The 17,699-nt window shown below is 33.3% G+C and carries 11 protein-coding genes; 5 read left to right on the top strand and 6 right to left on the bottom strand.

The features are described 5' to 3' along the window. Positions 1–2 precede the first annotated feature (2 nt). The 6 genes from BN863_RS10640 to BN863_RS10615 all read right to left on the bottom strand — a co-directional run bounded on the left by BN863_RS10640 (position 3) and on the right by BN863_RS10615 (position 8,016). A complete protein-coding gene (locus BN863_RS10640) occupies positions 3–1,364 on the bottom strand; it encodes a glycoside hydrolase family 28 protein (protein ID WP_038530360.1) in 1,362 nt (453 codons plus the stop codon). A 12-nt stretch (positions 1,365–1,376) separates the two neighbouring features. Next, positions 1,377–2,267: a family 16 glycosylhydrolase gene (locus BN863_RS10635; protein ID WP_038530357.1), complete on the bottom strand. Its 891-nt coding sequence runs from the start codon at positions 2,265–2,267 to the stop codon at positions 1,377–1,379. Continuing rightward, complete coding sequence (locus BN863_RS10630) at positions 2,264–4,105, bottom strand: sulfatase family protein (RefSeq protein ID WP_038530354.1); 1,842 nt, start codon at positions 4,103–4,105, stop codon at positions 2,264–2,266. The genes BN863_RS10635 and BN863_RS10630 overlap by 4 nt, the downstream gene beginning before the upstream one ends. A 2-nt stretch (positions 4,106–4,107) precedes the next feature. After that, positions 4,108–5,499, bottom strand: a complete 1,392-nt coding sequence (locus BN863_RS10625; protein WP_038530351.1) for a glycoside hydrolase family 28 protein — start codon at positions 5,497–5,499, stop codon at positions 4,108–4,110. Position 5,500: 1 nt separating this feature from the next. After that, complete coding sequence (locus BN863_RS10620) at positions 5,501–6,808, bottom strand: sulfatase-like hydrolase/transferase (RefSeq protein WP_038530348.1); 1,308 nt, start codon at positions 6,806–6,808, stop codon at positions 5,501–5,503. A gap of 197 nt (positions 6,809–7,005) precedes the next feature. Next, complete coding sequence (locus tag BN863_RS10615) at positions 7,006–8,016, bottom strand: LacI family DNA-binding transcriptional regulator (protein WP_038530345.1); 1,011 nt, start codon at positions 8,014–8,016, stop codon at positions 7,006–7,008. Between the two features lie 244 nt (positions 8,017–8,260). On the opposite strand from BN863_RS10615, the gene BN863_RS10610 reads away from it, so the two are divergent. The 5 genes from BN863_RS10610 (at position 8,261) to BN863_RS10590 (ending at position 17,694) form a co-directional block, all read left to right on the top strand. Next, positions 8,261–9,820 (top strand): sodium:solute symporter family protein, encoded by a 1,560-nt coding sequence (locus tag BN863_RS10610; RefSeq protein WP_242404018.1) that lies wholly within the window; start codon positions 8,261–8,263, stop codon positions 9,818–9,820. Between the two features lie 20 nt (positions 9,821–9,840). Then, on the top strand, positions 9,841–12,120 hold the full coding sequence (locus BN863_RS10605) for an FAD-dependent oxidoreductase (RefSeq protein WP_038530339.1): 2,280 nt from the start codon (positions 9,841–9,843) through the stop codon (positions 12,118–12,120). A 35-nt stretch (positions 12,121–12,155) separates the two neighbouring features. Then, positions 12,156–15,137 (top strand): glycoside hydrolase family 2 TIM barrel-domain containing protein, encoded by a 2,982-nt coding sequence (locus BN863_RS10600; protein WP_158408997.1) that lies wholly within the window; start codon positions 12,156–12,158, stop codon positions 15,135–15,137. Positions 15,138–15,218: 81 nt separating this feature from the next. After that, positions 15,219–16,505: a glycoside hydrolase family 117 protein gene (locus BN863_RS10595; RefSeq protein ID WP_038530333.1), complete on the top strand. Its 1,287-nt coding sequence runs from the start codon at positions 15,219–15,221 to the stop codon at positions 16,503–16,505. 70 nt (positions 16,506–16,575) lie between these two features. Continuing rightward, positions 16,576–17,694, top strand: a complete 1,119-nt coding sequence (locus BN863_RS10590; protein ID WP_038530331.1) for a glycoside hydrolase family protein — start codon at positions 16,576–16,578, stop codon at positions 17,692–17,694. Positions 17,695–17,699: the final 5 nt, after the last annotated feature.

Here is a 17,699-nt window from a genome sequence, read left to right as displayed (position 1 = left end):
GTTTAATTGTGTTTTAATATTGATTCAAATCTTTCGTCTGTATAGTCTACTTTAAAAGTGAGTTGTGTTGTTTTTAATTCTTTAATATGTCGAGCGTATAATCCATACGCAGGTAAGACATTGAAAAAACTAAATTCTGGGTAACGCGTTTCGTCTTCAGGAATATTAGTGTTAACCGGTTGTGTTCCTCCACCCGGTAATTCAATATGTATGTTTTCGAGTTGAATTGTTCCTATGTTGTGATTTGGAGTTCCTGTAATTAAAATTCCTGAAGGAGGTGAAACTCTTGAGGTTTCTAAAGTTCTTGTTGTTGCTTTTATATTTTTAATAAGCACATTGTCTATAGTCCCAACTTGACGTTGTTCTGCCCCTCTATAAGTGTTTAAGCGTTCTCCTAAACGTATAAAAATAGGCATGTCTACATTGTCCATTTCTATGTTTTCGATTGTGATATCGTAAATATTAGCACCATCAACACTAAGGATTTTTATGCCTCCTCCTTTAGTGTCGTAAATTTTACAATCGCGAATATCAATATTGTAAAAATCTCCCATAGATTCTGTTCCAAATTTTAAAGTTCCCCAATCGCTCTTTAAAATGCAATTTGAGACCTGTACGTTATAAGTAGGTAATGGACTTGTGGATTTTATACAAATGGCATCGTCACCAGAATCTATATTGCAATTTTTTATAATGACATCATGACTAGAATCTAAATCGATACCATCATTGTTTTTATTTGCGTGATTATAAATATTTATATTATCAACCAAAATGTTTTTTGACTGATAAAAATGACAAGCCCAAGCAGCAGCTTCTCGAATATGAATATTTTTAAGTGTAATATTCTCCGATTTCACAAAACGTAGTAAAAAAGGGCGGTTTTTCCCAAAGTTATTATCAGTTATTTGTAGTGCTTTCTTTTTTATTGTAAGATTTTTAGAAAGAAAAGCTGCACCATTTCCATCAATAACACCTTCTCCTTTAATACCAATATTGCTAGCGTTGATAGACCCAATAAGGCAAGTCCCACGTTCTTGCCCTACGGCATCAATAAAAGTGTCTATACTTACATAATCTTGAGGATTAGAACTTCCAACTAATTTTGCATTTTCAGTTATTTCGAGTGTAACATTGTCTTTAAGAATTATAGTTCCTGTTATATAAATACCATCTGAAACCTGCACAAGACCACCACCATTTTTCGAACATTTATCTATAGTTTTTTGAATAGCTATAGTGTTTATGGTTAGACTATCTCCTTTAGCCCCAAACGATTTTATATTGTAAATCTTTTGTTTAGAAGTAAAAGAGAAAAATATAACCGTACAAATTAGAGTTACTATTTTTAAAGTAGAATTCATTTTATTTATCTTTTAGTCTACTAATTCCCAGGATCTCACCCAATTGTAAGTGGTAGTCCTATCTGCTACACTACCAGACATTCCTCCATCTTTTGGAACAGGGTTCCAATCGTAAGTTTCCACTACCATTCTTAAATACATTTCTATATCGTAATCTGCAGGAGGTGTTACTTTTCCTTGAAATTTACCATCTAAAAAGAATAATACTTCATCTTTAGATTTCCACCATACGCCATAAACATGAAAGTCATCATAAACTTTTCCATCAATTTTCGCACTAGATTTGTTAGATCCTTTTTCATAATTACAACCTTCCGGTATATTTCGGCTATGCGTGTTAGAATTCATTTTTTGGTCAAAATTTTCCATCCATTTGGCATCACTAGTAATTTGGCCTACAGTTTCTTGAATATCTAATTCAGTGGTTCTTTTATCGCAACCTTGAATACCTTTGCCTTCATTGATTAACCAAAAAGTGGAAGACATGAATGTTTTGTTGGCTTTCATTTCGCATTCGTAATACCCATAAGTCATACCTTTTATAGAGCCAACATAACCTCCGCCGTGAGTAAATTCTTTATTGTTTTTAGTTATAGGTTTAGGTAATAGAGTGGTTGTTATTTGCAAGCCACCATCTGCAACTTTAATATTTTCCGCCTGAAATAATCCTGGAGCTCTGCCAATCCAACCTTGCCCAGATATTTGCCATTTTTTTTCATCAACTTTTTTACCTTCAAATTCATCAGACATGTTTTTTACTAATTTCCAAGTTTTATTTGCTGGTTTAGGATCTTCACCGGCATTGAAATAAGGTGTGTTTTGTGCAAATGCTATAGATGTTGTTAAGAATAATAGTGCTAGTGAGATTTGTTTAAATCTTTTAAATTTTAATAATGTTTTCATTTTTGTTTATTTATATAATTAAGGCGTTCTTGAATTAATTTATTTTCCCTTACTTGTTTATTCATTTTTGAAGCATCGATAGTAAACGTATTTTTCTGATAAAAATCGCGTTGAAGTACAATTGAATTGAGAATTAAAAGCGCTTCTTTTTCGTTATTAGATTGATATAACAAATCCGTTAAATTATTTGAGACATCTTTATAACCTATAAAACCTAAAAAATCTGCAGCTCGCATTTTATTAATAAGTTCTGAATCTGTTTTCATAATAGTTTCAATTTTTAATGAAAACACCTTTGCTTTTTTCCCAAAACTAGAACAACTTATTAGTGCCCAGTAGCGTTTTAAGGGGTCTTTAGATTCTAAATACTTGTTTAACTGAGATTTTGCTTTTTGAAAAGTTTCTAATTGTAGGTTTGCTATTTGTAAATAGTTAGAAATATCTTTTTTGTGCGTTTTTCCAAATGTGATAGGGTCTGTAAACGCATTATTAATAATAGATGCTTCAGGGTAGAAAGAGAGATCTGGCATAGATTTTAAGATTGCATTTAAACTAGTTCTTAATTGTTTTATGTCCGTTGAATAAGCAGGGTCTTCAGCTAAATTATTAATTTCGAAAGGGTCTTTTTCAATGTCATACAAGGCTTCTGGAGTTTTCGGATTAAAAAAACTAACCTGATTTTCGTTCAATTTTCCCAACTCAAATAAATCTTTCCATTCTTGGTATGCAAGTTGTTTATATCGGTAATTATTCATTAATCCATCGACATTAAAAGGTTCAAAATTCCTGATATATTTAAGATTTTCTACTCTTAAACTTCTCACCATATCATACTTTTCATCAAACCTATCTGCATAACCAAAAGTTTCATTATTATCAATAACTTTTTTATCTACCGATGCTCCTAGAAAAGGTTTTCCATCCATAGTCTTTGGTGTCTCTATATTCGCTAGATTTAAAACTGTTGCAGCAAAATCGACAAAACTTACAAATGTGTTTGTAGATTTACCAATAGAAAAAGGGGATAGGTTTTTATATTTTTCAGGAATGTAAATAACTAGTGGGACATGCAGCCCTGTCTCTAACAAATACCCTTTGCTGCCAGGTAACACACCACCGTGGTCACCATAATAGAAAATAATGGTATTTTCCAGTAAATTATCTTTTTCTAATTGGTTTACGACCTCACCAACTTCTGTATCCATTTTAGTTATAAGATCGCGATAATAGGCGTTTGTATATCTAAATGTTTTGGTGTTTGGATGATTGGGTTGTACAAAAACGGTTTCTAAAGCTGTTATAGTTGGATTTGAAATCATCTGCTCTTCAGAAAAGTGTAAACTTCCTTCATGTGTTGTCCCAATATTATGGACGTGAAAAAAGGGTTGGTCTTGTTGTCTGTTTCTCCAACTAGCTTTTTGAGAAGATTCATCCCAAACCTCCTTGCTTTTAAATATATTATAATCCTCTTTAGCGTTATTACTAGTGTAATAGCCTGCTTCACGCAAATATTCTGGAAACATTTTTATGTTATCAGGTAACGTAATTTTTTGTTCAGATCTGTGGTAATGGCTTGCTATTCTAGGACCATAAATTCCAGTAATTAGGGTTGAACGGGCAGCGCTACATACAGCCGCATTAGAAAAGGCTCTGTTAAATTGAATCCCTTGCTTTGCTAATTTTTCAATATTTGGTGTCTTTACGCCATGTTCATCAAAAAGCTTCATATAATGTTTAGAATTGTCTTCAGAAACAATCCAAACCATATTGGGTTGTTGCGCTTTTAAAATAGAATAAAAGCACAAAAAGAAAATTAGTACGAAGTGTTTTGTATTCATGCTTATTGTTTTTTTAGTACTGTAGTTTTAACTTCTCTATTATTGAGATATAGGGCTTTGCTGTTGAGGTGTTTCACATCATCAAAAACATAAGGGGCTCTAAAATCTTCATTAATTGTTGTTAATTGAAAATTAGTAATGAATAATCCGTCGATATGTCTAGCGAAAATACCAGAAGCGGGTAGTGTGCCAACTTTACTGAATTCAGGCCACCAATCTCCTAAAGTTTCCAAAGTATATTCTTTAAAATCGGTTTTCTTAGCATCTGTAGAAGTACCGCCCCCAGAAACAGTCATTTTAATGTTATTAAGTTGAATATCTGTAATGTATTCATTCGGCATGCCTGTTAAAAAAATAACAGAATTCTTATCTAGTTCACGATTGTCTATTATAAAATTATTGAAAGAAAACCCATGCATAGATTTCATTGGAAGCATGTGTTCAGGACTATCTACACCTGCTCGTTGTTGGCAAAACGTCATGAAAATAGGTCGAGGTACATTTTTCATGACGATATTTGAGAATATCATGTTTTTCATTTCAGCACCTTCATTCATCTGAATTTTTAGTCCAGAGTCTTGTATATCATGAAAAGTACAATTGTTAACCGTTATAGATTCAAAATTCCCTCTAGAAGCTAAGCCAATACGCATAGCAGCCCATTTACTAGTAAATACACAATTTGTAATTACAATATCCTTGCAAGGTTTATCTGGTCTGGAGGTTTGTAAGCAAATGGAATCGTCGCTAGTGTTAAATGAAGAATTTGCAACCCTAACATTTGTACAGCCATCAAAGTCTAAACCGTCTCCGTTATGGTTTACTTGACTAATAATTTTAATTCCATCTACCACAATTTCATCGCAATATAACCAGGCTGACGTCCAAGAAGCAGGATTTATAAGTGTAACATCTTTCAAATGAATATCTGAAGAATTGAGGAATCGCATCATCATTGGTCGACCTCCTTTTTCTTTAGTGAAGTTTTTAGGATGTCCATTAGCATCTATAGTACCGTAACCTTCTATAGCAAATGATTTTGCATTTCGTGCAAAAATTAGGCATCTATCCATATGAGGTTCGTTTTTATAGGTGTTTTTATGAGTGTCTGTAGTATAATCTTCATAATTAGGACTCCCCAATAAAATCGCACCGTTTTCAATATGTAGCGTTACAAAATCTTTTAAATATATTGTACCTATTAAAACCGTTTTTCCTGCAGGAATAATAACCGTTCCACCACCACCTTTAGTACATAGGTCGATTGCTTTTTGTACAGCTTTTGTATCTAAAGTAATTCCATTTCCAACCGCACCAAAATCTAATACATTATAATCTTTTGCAACTAACTGAAACGTTATGCTTGATAATAGTATGAGTAGTATATGTTTCATTCTATAAATTGTATTTGTTATAAATGATTGTTAAGTCGGTTCTATCATCTGTATTTTTTTGCCAGGTTTTTAGTTTCTTAAGCAAGTCTTTAATGATAGGTTCAGAAGTGTTTTTTGCGAGTAGATTATTAGTTTCCCAAGAATCATTTTTTAAATTATATAATTCAAAATCTCCTGTTTTAGGATAAATAATTAATTTGTTGTTGTTTGAAATAATAGCTCTTTGGTCATCAAACATAGCCAAGTAGATAGATTCTCTTGTCGATTCTTTATTTGAAAATAATAGCGGTGTTAAGCTTTTAAAATCTGAAGATTCAGTTGGTTTTAAATTTATTAAATCGAAAAGTGTGGGAACGATGTCCTGTAAATATACTCGAGAAGCTATTTTTTTATTGGTTTCAACTGTTGGTGCTTTAATAATTAATGGAGCTGTAACACTTGGCTCGTATAAGCAGACTTTTCCAGCTACACCATTTTCACCAAAATTAATTCCATGATCAGAGGTGAAAACAATAATTGTATTATCGTAAAGTTTTTGGTCTTTTAATGATTGAATAATATCACCAATTCGAGTGTCCATATGTGTAACCATTGCATTATTTTGTTGCACACGTTGCTTCATTGTTTTAGTTCTTAAAGGATCCTTTGTGTATTGATATTTTACGTTAGTGTTTAAAGATGTATTATCTATAACACTTGGAGGTAAAACAATGTCATCAGTTGGGTATAAATCGTAATAGTTCTGACTGGTTTGTCTTGGAACATGAGGTGCATTAAAGGCTACATAAACAAAAAATGGTTTTTCGTTTTTATAATTTTTGATAAAATGAACAGCTTCATCTGCTGTAATGTCTGTAATATGACCTGCCGGTGTATTATATGTGTCTAGTTGTCCGGGTTGTATACTTCCCGTTTCATCGAATATAGTTTCTGCTTGTTTACCCATAGCATGCCATTTTCCAGTCATGTAAGTGTGATAGCCAAATTCTCGTAGTTGTTCAGGAAAAGATAAGGGCGCATTGTTTTTGTTTATTTTTTGAGATTCCCATAAATATTGGCCATACATGAGCATGGTGCGGCTAGGTACACAAACTGCAGGTGACCAACAGCCCATATTATAAGCAGAAATAAAAGATGTGCCCTCCTTAGCTAGAGTATCGATATTTGGGGTTACCATATCGAGATTTCCATATGCACCTACAGCTTGGTTACTTTGGTCGTCTGATTCTATAAAGAGAATATTTATCTGAGCCGAAGCATGTAAATAACATATAAAGTAGAGAATAAAAAAGCCTGTTTTTTTTTTCATCACTTATTAGTTTTGAAAATAAAGCTCAACGTATTTTTACGCTGATATTTTCATTTAGTTAAAAAATAAAAATATCAATTCATAGGCTAGTAGAGCGCAATAGATAAGTAGAAAACTACCATAAATGATTTATTTAATAAAAATCGAGGTAATAAGGAATGAGTTTAATTGATTGTTTTACAGGTGTTTGTGATGTTTTATTTAATGGTAACGGAAGAGTCTCTAATATTTAGTCTACCATTTAGTATAATTGTTTGTGGAACAAATATGCCTTTATTATTTATTTGATTTAGTAATAATTTTGCTGCAGTTTGTCCAATATCATTAGTAGGTTGCTCAACCGATGTTAACGTAGGGGATGTGTGTTTGGCTACTGCAGATTCAGTAAAACCAACTATAGCGATATCATTAGGAATTACAAAACCATATTTTTTAAAAATGGTCATGGCTCCAATAGCACATGAATCATTTGCGGCAAAGATGGCTCTAGGAATTTCATTTTTATCAATCATTTCTTGTGCAATTCTTTCACCGTCCTCTATTCCAAATCCACAAGGAATTATTTTTCCAACAGGTAATTTATGTTTTCTATGCGCGTCCTCAAAACCTTTTAATCTGTTCTTTGTTAATGTTAAATTTGTTGTGCCAGTTAGGTGAACAATATTATCATAGCCTTGAACTATTAAATGTTCGGTTGCGAAAAAAGCCCATTTATAATCATTAAACAACACCTTGGAAGCCGAAATTTCATCTACTGTACGATTAAAGAATACCATTGGAATATCTAGTTCAAGTAAACTATGATAATACGCGTTATTCTTGATTTCTGAAGTTAAAGATATAATGAGTCCGTCTACCATATTATTCACTAAGGTCTCTATGTTTTTTCTTTCGATTTCCCATGAGTTATTTGATTGCATAATTAATACTTGGTAGCCCTCTTCGTGTAACACCTGTTGAGCTCCAATCATGATTTCTGGAAAATAATTACTACTAAATTCAGGAACTACAATTCCAATAGTAAAAGAACGTTGCTGACTTAACTTTCTAGCAATTGGATTTGGTGTGTACCCCAATTCTTTAGCTGTTTTTAGAATTAAATCTTTGGTTTCTTCTTTAATATCATATTTATCATTCAATGCCCTAGATACTGTTGAAATAGATACATTTAGTTTTTTAGCGACGTCTTTTATAGTGATATGCTTCATATTGTAATATTACCTAATTAATTGATTTTTGGCAAACATCGGAAACGTTTCCGTAAAATAAATAAGTTTTCGGTAACGTTTCCGGAAGGTAATTCTGAATTTTTAAAAATTAATTTTAGCATTTATTATAACTTACCCCTAAATCCAATTTTTAGAAATGCATAATTTAGATATTCTAGTCATATTAATTTTCACCATTCTTGTTTTTTCATGTGGAATGAGTTTCTCCAAGTCTGGGAAAAATATGAAATCTTACTTTTCTGCAGGAGGTGCATTACCTTGGTGGATGAGTGGCTTGTCTCTATTCATGAGTTTTTTTTCCGCAGGAACTTTTGTAGTCTGGGGTTCTATAGCATATAATAGTGGATGGGTTGCAGTTACCATCCAATCCACAATGTGTATCGCTGGACTTATCATAGGATTTTTTATTGCTCCGAAATGGCAAAAAACAAAGGTTATTACTGCAGCAGAGTTTATTACAAAACGATTAGGTTATAAAACCCAAAAAATCTATACGTATTTATTTTTAATGATTTCCATTTTTACTACAGGAGCATTTTTATATCCTGTTGCAAAAATTGTTGAAGTTTCTACAGGAATTCCTATTTATACAAGTATTATTTTCTTAGGCGTAATGATTTTAATCTATACGGCTGTAGGTGGGTTATGGGCTGTAATTGTTACCGATGTTTTGCAATTTGTAGTTTTAACAGCTGCAGTATTAATCGTGGTACCACTTGCTTTTGATAAGATTGGGGGAGTAGACAATTTTATTGAAAAAGCTCCAGAAAACTTTTTCAATTTAACCAATGACGAATATACGCCTATGTTTATGATTGCATTTGGGTTGTATAATCTGTTTTTTATAGCAGGAAACTGGGCATACATTCAACGTTATACTAGTGTAGCAACTCCAAAAGATGCAAAAAAAGTAGGATGGCTTTTTGGAGGGCTCTATGCTGTAAGTCCAATTATTTGGATGCTTCCCCCTATGATTTATCGCATATTAAATCCGCAATTAGATGGCTTAGCAGATGAGGGAGCTTACTTACTCATGTGTAAAGAAGTTTTACCTGTTGGGATGCTTGGCTTGATGCTAGGGGGAATGATTTTTGCCACGTCAAGTTCTGTGAACACTACCTTAAATATTTCTGCAGGTGTACTTACTAACGATATTTTTAAACATTTTAAACCCAATTCTAGCGACCAAACATTAATAAAAGTGGCTCGTATTTCAACTGTAATTCTTGGTGTAATAACCATAATAGTTGCCTTGTTGGTACCATTATTTGGAGGAATAGTAGAGGTTGTAATGTCTTTAGCAGCACTTACTGGAGGGGCTATGTTTTTACCGCCACTTTGGGCATTATTTTCAAAGAACCAAACAGGGAAAAGTGTATTAATTGTAACGTTAGTCTCTTTAATAATTAATGCTTTTTTCAAATTTATAAGCCCTGAATTGCTGGGTGTTCAATTGGATAGAGCTTCCGAGATGGGAATGGGTGTTGGGATTCCAATTGTTTTACTCTCGATTTTTGAATTGTATTTCAAAATAAATCCAACAGAAAATATTCAATACATAGATTACCAAAATAAAATGGAAGTAAACTCTGAACGAGTAGAGGATACTTCTATTTCAGAAAATAAAAAGGGAATTAGAGTTATTGGTGTCGGTATCGCAGCTACAGGGTTACTTATTTTAATATTAGCAATTTTTGCTAAGACGGGAGTGATGCTTGTTGGTATAATGGGATTAGTGGTGCTTTTCTTAGGCGGAGCAGTTATCCTTAAAAATTTAAAATAATTTAATATAGTCTTTAAAATATGTTACTCAAAAACTTTACTTCAGACAATCGTCCTAATAAAACAATTACATTACAAAATGAATTTGTTGTTATAGGAGGTGGTACGGCTGGAGTTTGTGCAGCAATTACCGCAGCAAGAAAAGGTACAAAAACTGTTTTGGTACAAGATCGACCTGTTTTAGGAGGTAATGCGTCTTCAGAAGTACGATTATGGATATTAGGAGCAACTTCTCATATGGGGAACAACAATCGTTGGGCACGAGAAGGTGGTGTAATAGATGAAATTCTTGTAGAAAATATGTATCGAAATAAGGAAGGTAACGCTGTTATTTTTGATACCATACTTTTGGAAAAAGTAATGTTAGAAGAAAATATTACGCTGCTCTTAAATACTTGCGTTTATGATATAGAAAAGAGAGATGAAAATACTATAGAATCTGTAATAGCATTTTGCAGTCAAAATTCTACAAAATATATCCTAAATGGAAAATTATTTTGTGATGCTTCTGGTGATGGAATTGTAGCATTTAAAGCGGGAGCTAGTTTTAGAATGGGAGCTGAGACTAAAGAAGAGTTTGGAGAACTATTTGCTCCAGAAGAGTCTTATGGAGAATTACTAGGACATTCTATGTATTTTTATAGCAAACGCGAGGATTTTCCTGTGAAATATTCGCCTCCTGCATTTGCACTAGAGGATATAACTGCAATTCCGCGTTATAAAGCCATTGGGAAAGATGATAAAGGTTGTCGTTTTTGGTGGTTTGAATATGGAGGAAGAAAGGACACGATTCACGATACGGAAGAAATTAAATATGAGCTCTGGAAAGTAATTTATGGTGTTTGGAATTACATTAAAAACTCAGGAGAATTTAAGGATGTAGAAAATCATACTTTGGAATGGGTAGGTACTATTCCAGGAAAAAGAGAAAGTCGTCGTTTTGAAGGTTTGTATATGTTAAAACAACAAGATGTTATAGAACAGCAAACCTTTGAAGACGCAATTGCACATGGTGGATGGGCGGTAGATTTGCACCCAGCAGATGGTGTGTATAGTAAGTTATCTGGTTGTACGCAATGGCACTCAAAAGGAATTTATCAAATCCCATATAGAAGCTTTGTAAGTAAGGATATTAGTAATTTGTTTTTGGCAGGAAGAATTATTAGCGCAACTCATGTTGCTTTTGGTTCTACTAGAGTTATGGCAACAACTGCCTTATGTGCGCAAGCTGTTGGTATGGCTGCCTCACTTTGTCTTGAAAAAGGCATTAATCCTGCAGAAATTTTAACAAATGGACATCTTAAGGCGTTGCAGAATGAACTGAATATAATAGGGCAAAGTATTCCTGGTATTCCAGTTGAAAAACAAAGTAATAAAATAGTTACAGCAAAAGTAGAGTCTTCGTCTAATTTGGAATTAACCATAATTCCTTTTAATGGTAACTGGATGTCCATAGCTACTGCTGCTGCTCAATTATTACCTTTTTCTGCACATGATAAATATCAATTTAATGTGGAATTAGATGCCAAAGAAGAAACAGAAATAGAACTACAACTTCGAATCTCTGAAAACGCAAAAAATTATTGCCCTGAAATTATTTTAGAGCAACAAACAATTCAACTAAAAAAAGGAAAGCAATATGTTTCCTTCAGCTTTTCAAAAACAGCCAAAGAAAATCAATACGCGTTTGTTACTTTTTTAGCAAATAATAAAGTTAGTATTAGAACTAGTGAAACAAGAATTACTGGGGTCTTATCGGTGTTTAATGGTGTTAATAAAGCTGTTTCAAACAATGGCAAACAAACACCTCCAAAAGGTATTGGAGTCGATACGTTTGAGTTTTGGATTCCTCATCGTCGCCCTGAAGGGAAAAATATAGCTATGGAGATTTTTCCTGCTATAAAAGCTTTCGATGTTGCTAATATTGGTAATGGATTTGTTAGGCCTTGGGGGATCACAAATGCTTGGGTAGCCGATTTAAAAGATGAAAACCCGACCTTGACAATAGATTGGAAAGAAGATACTGCGATTTCTGAAATTAAATTATTTTTTGATACGGATTACGATCATCCAATGGAATCAACCTTGATGGGACATCCCGAAGACGTTATTCCATTCTGTGTTCAAAATTATAAAATAATGGATGCAACGGGTAATGTTTTAGTGGAAAAGAACGGAAATCATCAAACCATAAATACATGGCAATTTAACACACCAATCCTAACCAAAAAAATAGTCATTGAACTAGAACATCCTTCTGCTCATGTTCCTGCAAGTATTTTTGAAATTATATGTCGATAATAATGAAAAGCAGCTATTCTATCTTGTTTCTTTTAATGAGTGTTTTTTGTTTTTCACAACAAGAGACAGTGGTCGATAATGGAGAAGAATTTTCTTTAAATGGCAATTGGAAGTTTAACACCATTGACGGTCAGGGATATAATTATTTAAATGTTCAAGAAAATATTTCTGATATTATTATAGATAATTCTGATATAGAAAACGTTGAGGTAAAAGGAAATTGGAATTCTAAGAAGTTTGGAGAGAGAGACACTAGTTTTTATAAAGATGATTATTTAGTTAGAAATTTTGTAAAAGGAGAAGGTAATGCTAATTATGTCCGTTTTCGTCCAAACTTAGAGAAATCGGGTTATTATGAAGCGTTTGTAAAATACCCATTTTCTAGTCATCTTACCTCTCAATGCAATATAAAACATGCAGGAGAAATAACAACTAAATATCTTAGTCAACGCGTTTTTTGTGGTGAATGGATTAGTGTTGGTATTTATCAATTTGACAAAAAAGATGATAATTATATAGAAATTACTGCCATAACAGATGGTCAAGTTGCAGCAGACGCTGTTATGCTAAAACCTATTTCGGAAGCTACATATGCACAGGCTAAAAAAATGCCAGAACAAGTGTATTTACCTTCTTTTGATGATACTAGTTGGAACGATTTAAAAGTACCTGGTCACTGGGGAATGCTTAATTCTTACTCTAATTATACAGGTTCAGGATGGTATCGTAAAACGTTTAAGTTGCCTTCTAATTGGACTTCAAAAAATGATGAAAGAATTAGAATTCAATTTGGCGCAGTTTATCATTTGGCCAAAGTATATTTAAACGGACAGTATATAGGAAAACATCAAGGTGGCTTAACGCCTTTTGAATTTGACATTACAGATCATGTAAAGTTTGGAGGAAAAAATGTAATTGCTGTAGAGGTTAACAATGCTTTTATAGTAGGAGCTACTTGGAACTGGGGTGGAATTATTAGAGGCGTTCAGCTTAAAAAACAAAAAAATGTTCGCATCCAAAATCAATACATACATGCAGAACCTGATTTAAAAAAGGGAACAGCTGCAGTAAATTTAAAAATTAAAATAGAAAACAATTCAAACAGTAGCAGAAAAGTAGATGTGTTTTCTAAAATAAAAGAGATAAAAAATGTAACCTTAGCACAAAAAGGAGTAGAAATAGCTCCTAATAGTATTACAACGATTGTGTTAATCGCTCATTTAAAAGCAAAAGATGTAAAATTATGGCATTTTGATAATCCGAATTTATACACCTTAGAAACCACTATTTCTGAAAACAATTCTGAACTAGATTCTAATCAAACTGATTTTGGAATTAGAAAAATAGAAGTAACAAATTCGCAACTACTTTTAAACGGAGAACCTGTAAGAACAGGAGGATTTAATAGAGTAAGTGAAAACCGTTACTACGGATCTTCAGAGCCTATAGAAATTTTAGAACGCGATGTAGATTTAATGAAAGAATCTGGCGCCAATTTTATGCGTATCATGCATGGAACACAAAACGAAGAACTAATTAAATTGTGTGATAGAAAAGGGATTTTGTTGTTTGAAGAAGTAAATGTACGTGATTTAACAAATCCTGAATTTACAGCTCCCGAATATCCATTAATAAAATCTTGGTTAAAGGAAATGATAGAAAGAGACAGCAATCACCCAAGTATTATTGGCTGGAGTGTTGGAAATGAGTTGTCTGATCATTACGATTTTGCAAAAAAAATGATGGAGTATGTGCGTACAGAATTAGATGAGCATAGACTGCTTACTTGCGTAAGTAATTCCGGACAAAAGAAAACCTATACAAGAACAACAGATCCTAACACGCATGTAGATATTATTATGCACAATATGTACCGTTGGCAAGGAGAACCTCAAGACATATTAGATACCTTAAGAGAAAAATGGCCTAACAAACCCGTCTTTATTTCGGAATACGGATTTGATCCTTATCCAACAGCTTCTTTAGATGGAGACAAGCCAATTGTATCAGAATGGAACCAACACTTTAGAGGGAAAAATGAATTTGTAATTGGTTCTTCTATGTGGACTTTTAACGATTATAGAAGTGGATATGCCGGTACCTCTGCCGAGGAAAATAGAGTTTGGGGCGTGGTAAATGTTTGGGGACAAAAAAGACGTTTGTTCGATCGTTTTCAAAAAGAAAACAGTCCCATTAAAACCTTAAAAGTAGAAGAGATTACAAAATCTAAAAAATCAATTTCTGTAGAAATCACTTCTAAAGAAGCTTCAGACTATCCTAGTTATCAAATAAACAATTATCAATTGGTAGCTACTTTTTCGAATCACCAAGGAGTAGTACTACACGAACAAAAAATAAAATTACCGGCAATAGAAATTGGTGGTAGTTGGAAAGGTCGTTTGCGTTTAAAAAAGAATTTAAATCCTTATTTGTTAACCGTAAAAGTAATTAATCCTTTGGGGTATCAAAGAGGGAAAAAAGAAATCTTCTATAAAGTACCCAATGCTCCTAGCATAGACAAGGTAATTGCAGGACAAAATAATGCAAGAATTTACTTTACCAAAACTGTAGGAGTTAAAGAATACAAGCTAGCTTATAAAACAAAAGGAAGTGAATATCAATTTACAGAACCAACCATTTCAAGTTTTATAGATGTACAGGGATTGTCTGAAAAGAGTTACGAGGTTGCGTTGGTTGCTATAAACGGCAAAGGTGATAGTGAATTCTCAAAAGCGGTGCCTTTTAATATGACGAATCAAAAATTACATCCCGTTGTTTGGGAATCTTTTATAGATGACACAAAATTAGTGATTGGATATTCTAGCGATTTTATTGATGGTAATTATACTGTTCGTTACGGAACACAAAAAGATAATTTAAACAAAGTGTTTACTACAAATGTTAGAGGAATGCTGACCATTGATTTAGATAACGAAAAAGAAATTTTCTTTCAAATAAAAAGAGAGGTAGCAGGAGAAAGCAGTAGTTGGTCCCCAGTAATTGCGGTAAAATATTAAAAAAAAACTAAAATCCATCGGTGTTTTTTGTTATTAAAAGAACTTAAACAGAAAATGTTGCAAACATATAAATAAAACCAAATGAAAAATAAATTAATAATAGCATTAATCTTAGGAATGACTTTTTCATGTGCTCAAAAGGAAAAGCAACTAAAACAAGAAGAGTTGAAAACATCAGAAGAGGTATTTCCTTTTAAAATGCCAACAGAGAAACCTAACATTCCTTTAAGTGCATCCTCAGAGCGAATGTTCGATTATTTAGCTCCAAGGGCTCAGGACAACGAACTATTTTCGCAATTTAAGTATACTCAATTAAAAGGGTTTGATTATAATAATGGAGATGGTACTATCTCTCGTCGCGATCCGTCAAGACCTATTTTTGTTGATGGGAAATATTATATTTGGTATACAAAACGCCATACAGAAGTTCCTCCAATAGGTTGGAATAAAGCCGCTGAAGCAACAGATGTTATCCCTTCAACGGATTGGGATTTGTGTGATATTTGGTATGCAACAAGTACCGACGGAATAACTTGGCAGGAAAAAGGTCCTGCAGTTACAAGACCTGAAAAACCAAAATCGGGGTGGCGTTCGGTTGCTACACCAGATATACTAGTTTGGAAAGACAAGTATTATCTATATTACCAAGCATTTGATGAGCCTAGTGGACTTAGAGGTGACTTATGCCCAGTTTCTGTTTCCTATTCAGATTCACCTGATGGACCTTGGATACATGGAGGAGACAAAGTAATTCCTTTTGGAAAAGCAGGTGAGTGGGATCAAAACGCTACACACGATCCACATCCCGTAGTTTACAAAGGAAAAATATATATTTATTACAAAGCGGCTTATAATAAGTGGCCAGATAATAGAACAAATTATGCTGTTGGTCATGGCTTAGTAATTGGAGAAAATCCTTTAGGTCCTTTTACAAAACACCCGCTAAATCCTGTAATGCAGTCGGGGCATGAAACTACCTATTTTCCATTTAAAGGAGGAATAGCAGCTTTGGCAATTAAAGATGGAAATGAACGAGAAACCATGCAATATTCTGAAGATGGTGTAAATTTCAAAATAGCAGCAGGTTTATCATTAACTCCTACGGCTGCTGCACCATTTTGTGCTGATGCGTTTACAGATTCAGGTAATGGAAGAGGATTTACTTGGGGATTGTCTCATTTTGTAAATGCTGGAACTCCCAAAAAAGGCTATTCAATTATCGCACGCTTCGACTGTGATTTAAGTTTAGATTATCATGAACCAGCTTTTAAAGATACAGGTGTTTGGCATAAGCCCGAAGTTTATTTCGCACAAGGTGTTGGAAGTATACATGAGCATCCAGAAGGGCGTGGAGTGAAAAAGAAATAATAATTTTTTTAAGTATGAAATAACTTGAAATATGAAATGGCAATTACAAAAAATAAATACACATTAAGAAATGAAAAATACAACATTATGGTTGCTCGTATTAATTTCTATAATACAAATGTCTTGTGCGAAAAAAGTAGATAAATTAAGTCCAGATGAAAGTTTTAACTTTAAAATTGAATTTGAAAAAGTAGCTAAAAGTTCTGTTTTTTCAGAAGAAGGGAAGAGTGTTTGGGGAGGAACTTTGGTAAAAGGTGATGACGGGTTATACCATATGTATTATTCAAGATGGCCAAAAAATATAGGTTGGGAATGGGTGAATTATTCAGAAATAGCGCACGCAACAGCAACGTCTCCATTTGGACCTTTTACATTTAGCGATGTTGCTTTGGGAGATAGAGGATCACAGTTTTGGGATGGAGCGACTACTCATAATCCAACTATATTAAAAATTAAAGGAAAATATTACTTGTATTATATGGGAAATACGGGTAATAAAGACATTGTAAGTGTTCCTGGAAAAGCTAAAATTAATTGGGAGCACAGAAATAATCAAAGAATTGGGGTAGCTGTAGCAGATCATCCAAATGGACCATGGACAAGGTTAGATACTCCTGTTTTAGATGTTACTCATGGAGATGATGAAGCTTATGATGCTTTAATGACATCTAATCCATCTGTCTGTGAAATGCCCGATGGGAAAATTTTAATGGTTTATAAAGCGGTGGGAAAACAATTTAAATTACCCGCAGGCGGACCTGTAGTGCATATGGTTGCTATTTCAGATTCGCCAACAGGACCATTTAAAAAATATCCAGAACCTATATTTGTTTTTGAAGGAGAACGATTTCCTGCAGAAGACCCATACATATGGTATCAAGATGGGAAATATAGAGCCATTGTAAAACGAATTAAATTCGAAGGAGAAAAAAGACTTTTTTCTTTAGTGCAATACGAATCTATAGATGGAATTAAATGGGATAAAGCTAAAAATTTTGAAGTTTCAGATAAAACAGTTATTTGGGAAGACGGTAGTACAACAAAATTTGATCACTTAGAGCGGCCACAAGTTTTTATAGAAAATGGAAAGCCAATAGCTTTGTTATGCGCTGCCGATACTATTGATGTTAACAATGTGCGTCATTCTTTTAATATTCAAATTCCTCTTAAAATCACTAAAGAAAATTAAATAAT

The organism is Formosa agariphila KMM 3901 (genome assembly GCF_000723205.1).
GTDB lineage: Bacteria > Bacteroidota > Bacteroidia > Flavobacteriales > Flavobacteriaceae > Formosa > Formosa agariphila.
Note: the sequence above shows the minus strand (reverse complement) of the source record. Positions and strands in the feature narration are given on the sequence as shown.

Bases quoted from the DNA above. Each gene is read 5' to 3' on its own strand.
- BN863_RS10610 (WP_242404018.1), top strand. From the start codon at position 8,261: ATGAAATCTTACTTTTCTGCAGGAGGTGCATTACCTTGGTGGATGAGT.
- BN863_RS10630 (WP_038530354.1), bottom strand. From the start codon at position 4,105: ATGAATACAAAACACTTCGTACTAATTTTCTTTTTGTGCTTTTATTCT.
- BN863_RS10640 (WP_038530360.1), bottom strand. From the start codon at position 1,364: ATGAATTCTACTTTAAAAATAGTAACTCTAATTTGTACGGTTATATTT.
- BN863_RS10635 (WP_038530357.1), bottom strand. From the start codon at position 2,267: ATGAAAACATTATTAAAATTTAAAAGATTTAAACAAATCTCACTAGCA.
- BN863_RS10615 (WP_038530345.1), bottom strand. From the start codon at position 8,016: ATGAAGCATATCACTATAAAAGACGTCGCTAAAAAACTAAATGTATCT.
- BN863_RS10625 (WP_038530351.1), bottom strand. From the start codon at position 5,499: ATGAAACATATACTACTCATACTATTATCAAGCATAACGTTTCAGTTA.
- BN863_RS10590 (WP_038530331.1), top strand. From the start codon at position 16,576: ATGAAAAATACAACATTATGGTTGCTCGTATTAATTTCTATAATACAA.
- BN863_RS10595 (WP_038530333.1), top strand. From the start codon at position 15,219: ATGAAAAATAAATTAATAATAGCATTAATCTTAGGAATGACTTTTTCA.
- BN863_RS10620 (WP_038530348.1), bottom strand. From the start codon at position 6,808: ATGAAAAAAAAAACAGGCTTTTTTATTCTCTACTTTATATGTTATTTA.
- BN863_RS10600 (WP_158408997.1), top strand. From the start codon at position 12,156: ATGAGTGTTTTTTGTTTTTCACAACAAGAGACAGTGGTCGATAATGGA.
- BN863_RS10605 (WP_038530339.1), top strand. From the start codon at position 9,841: ATGTTACTCAAAAACTTTACTTCAGACAATCGTCCTAATAAAACAATT.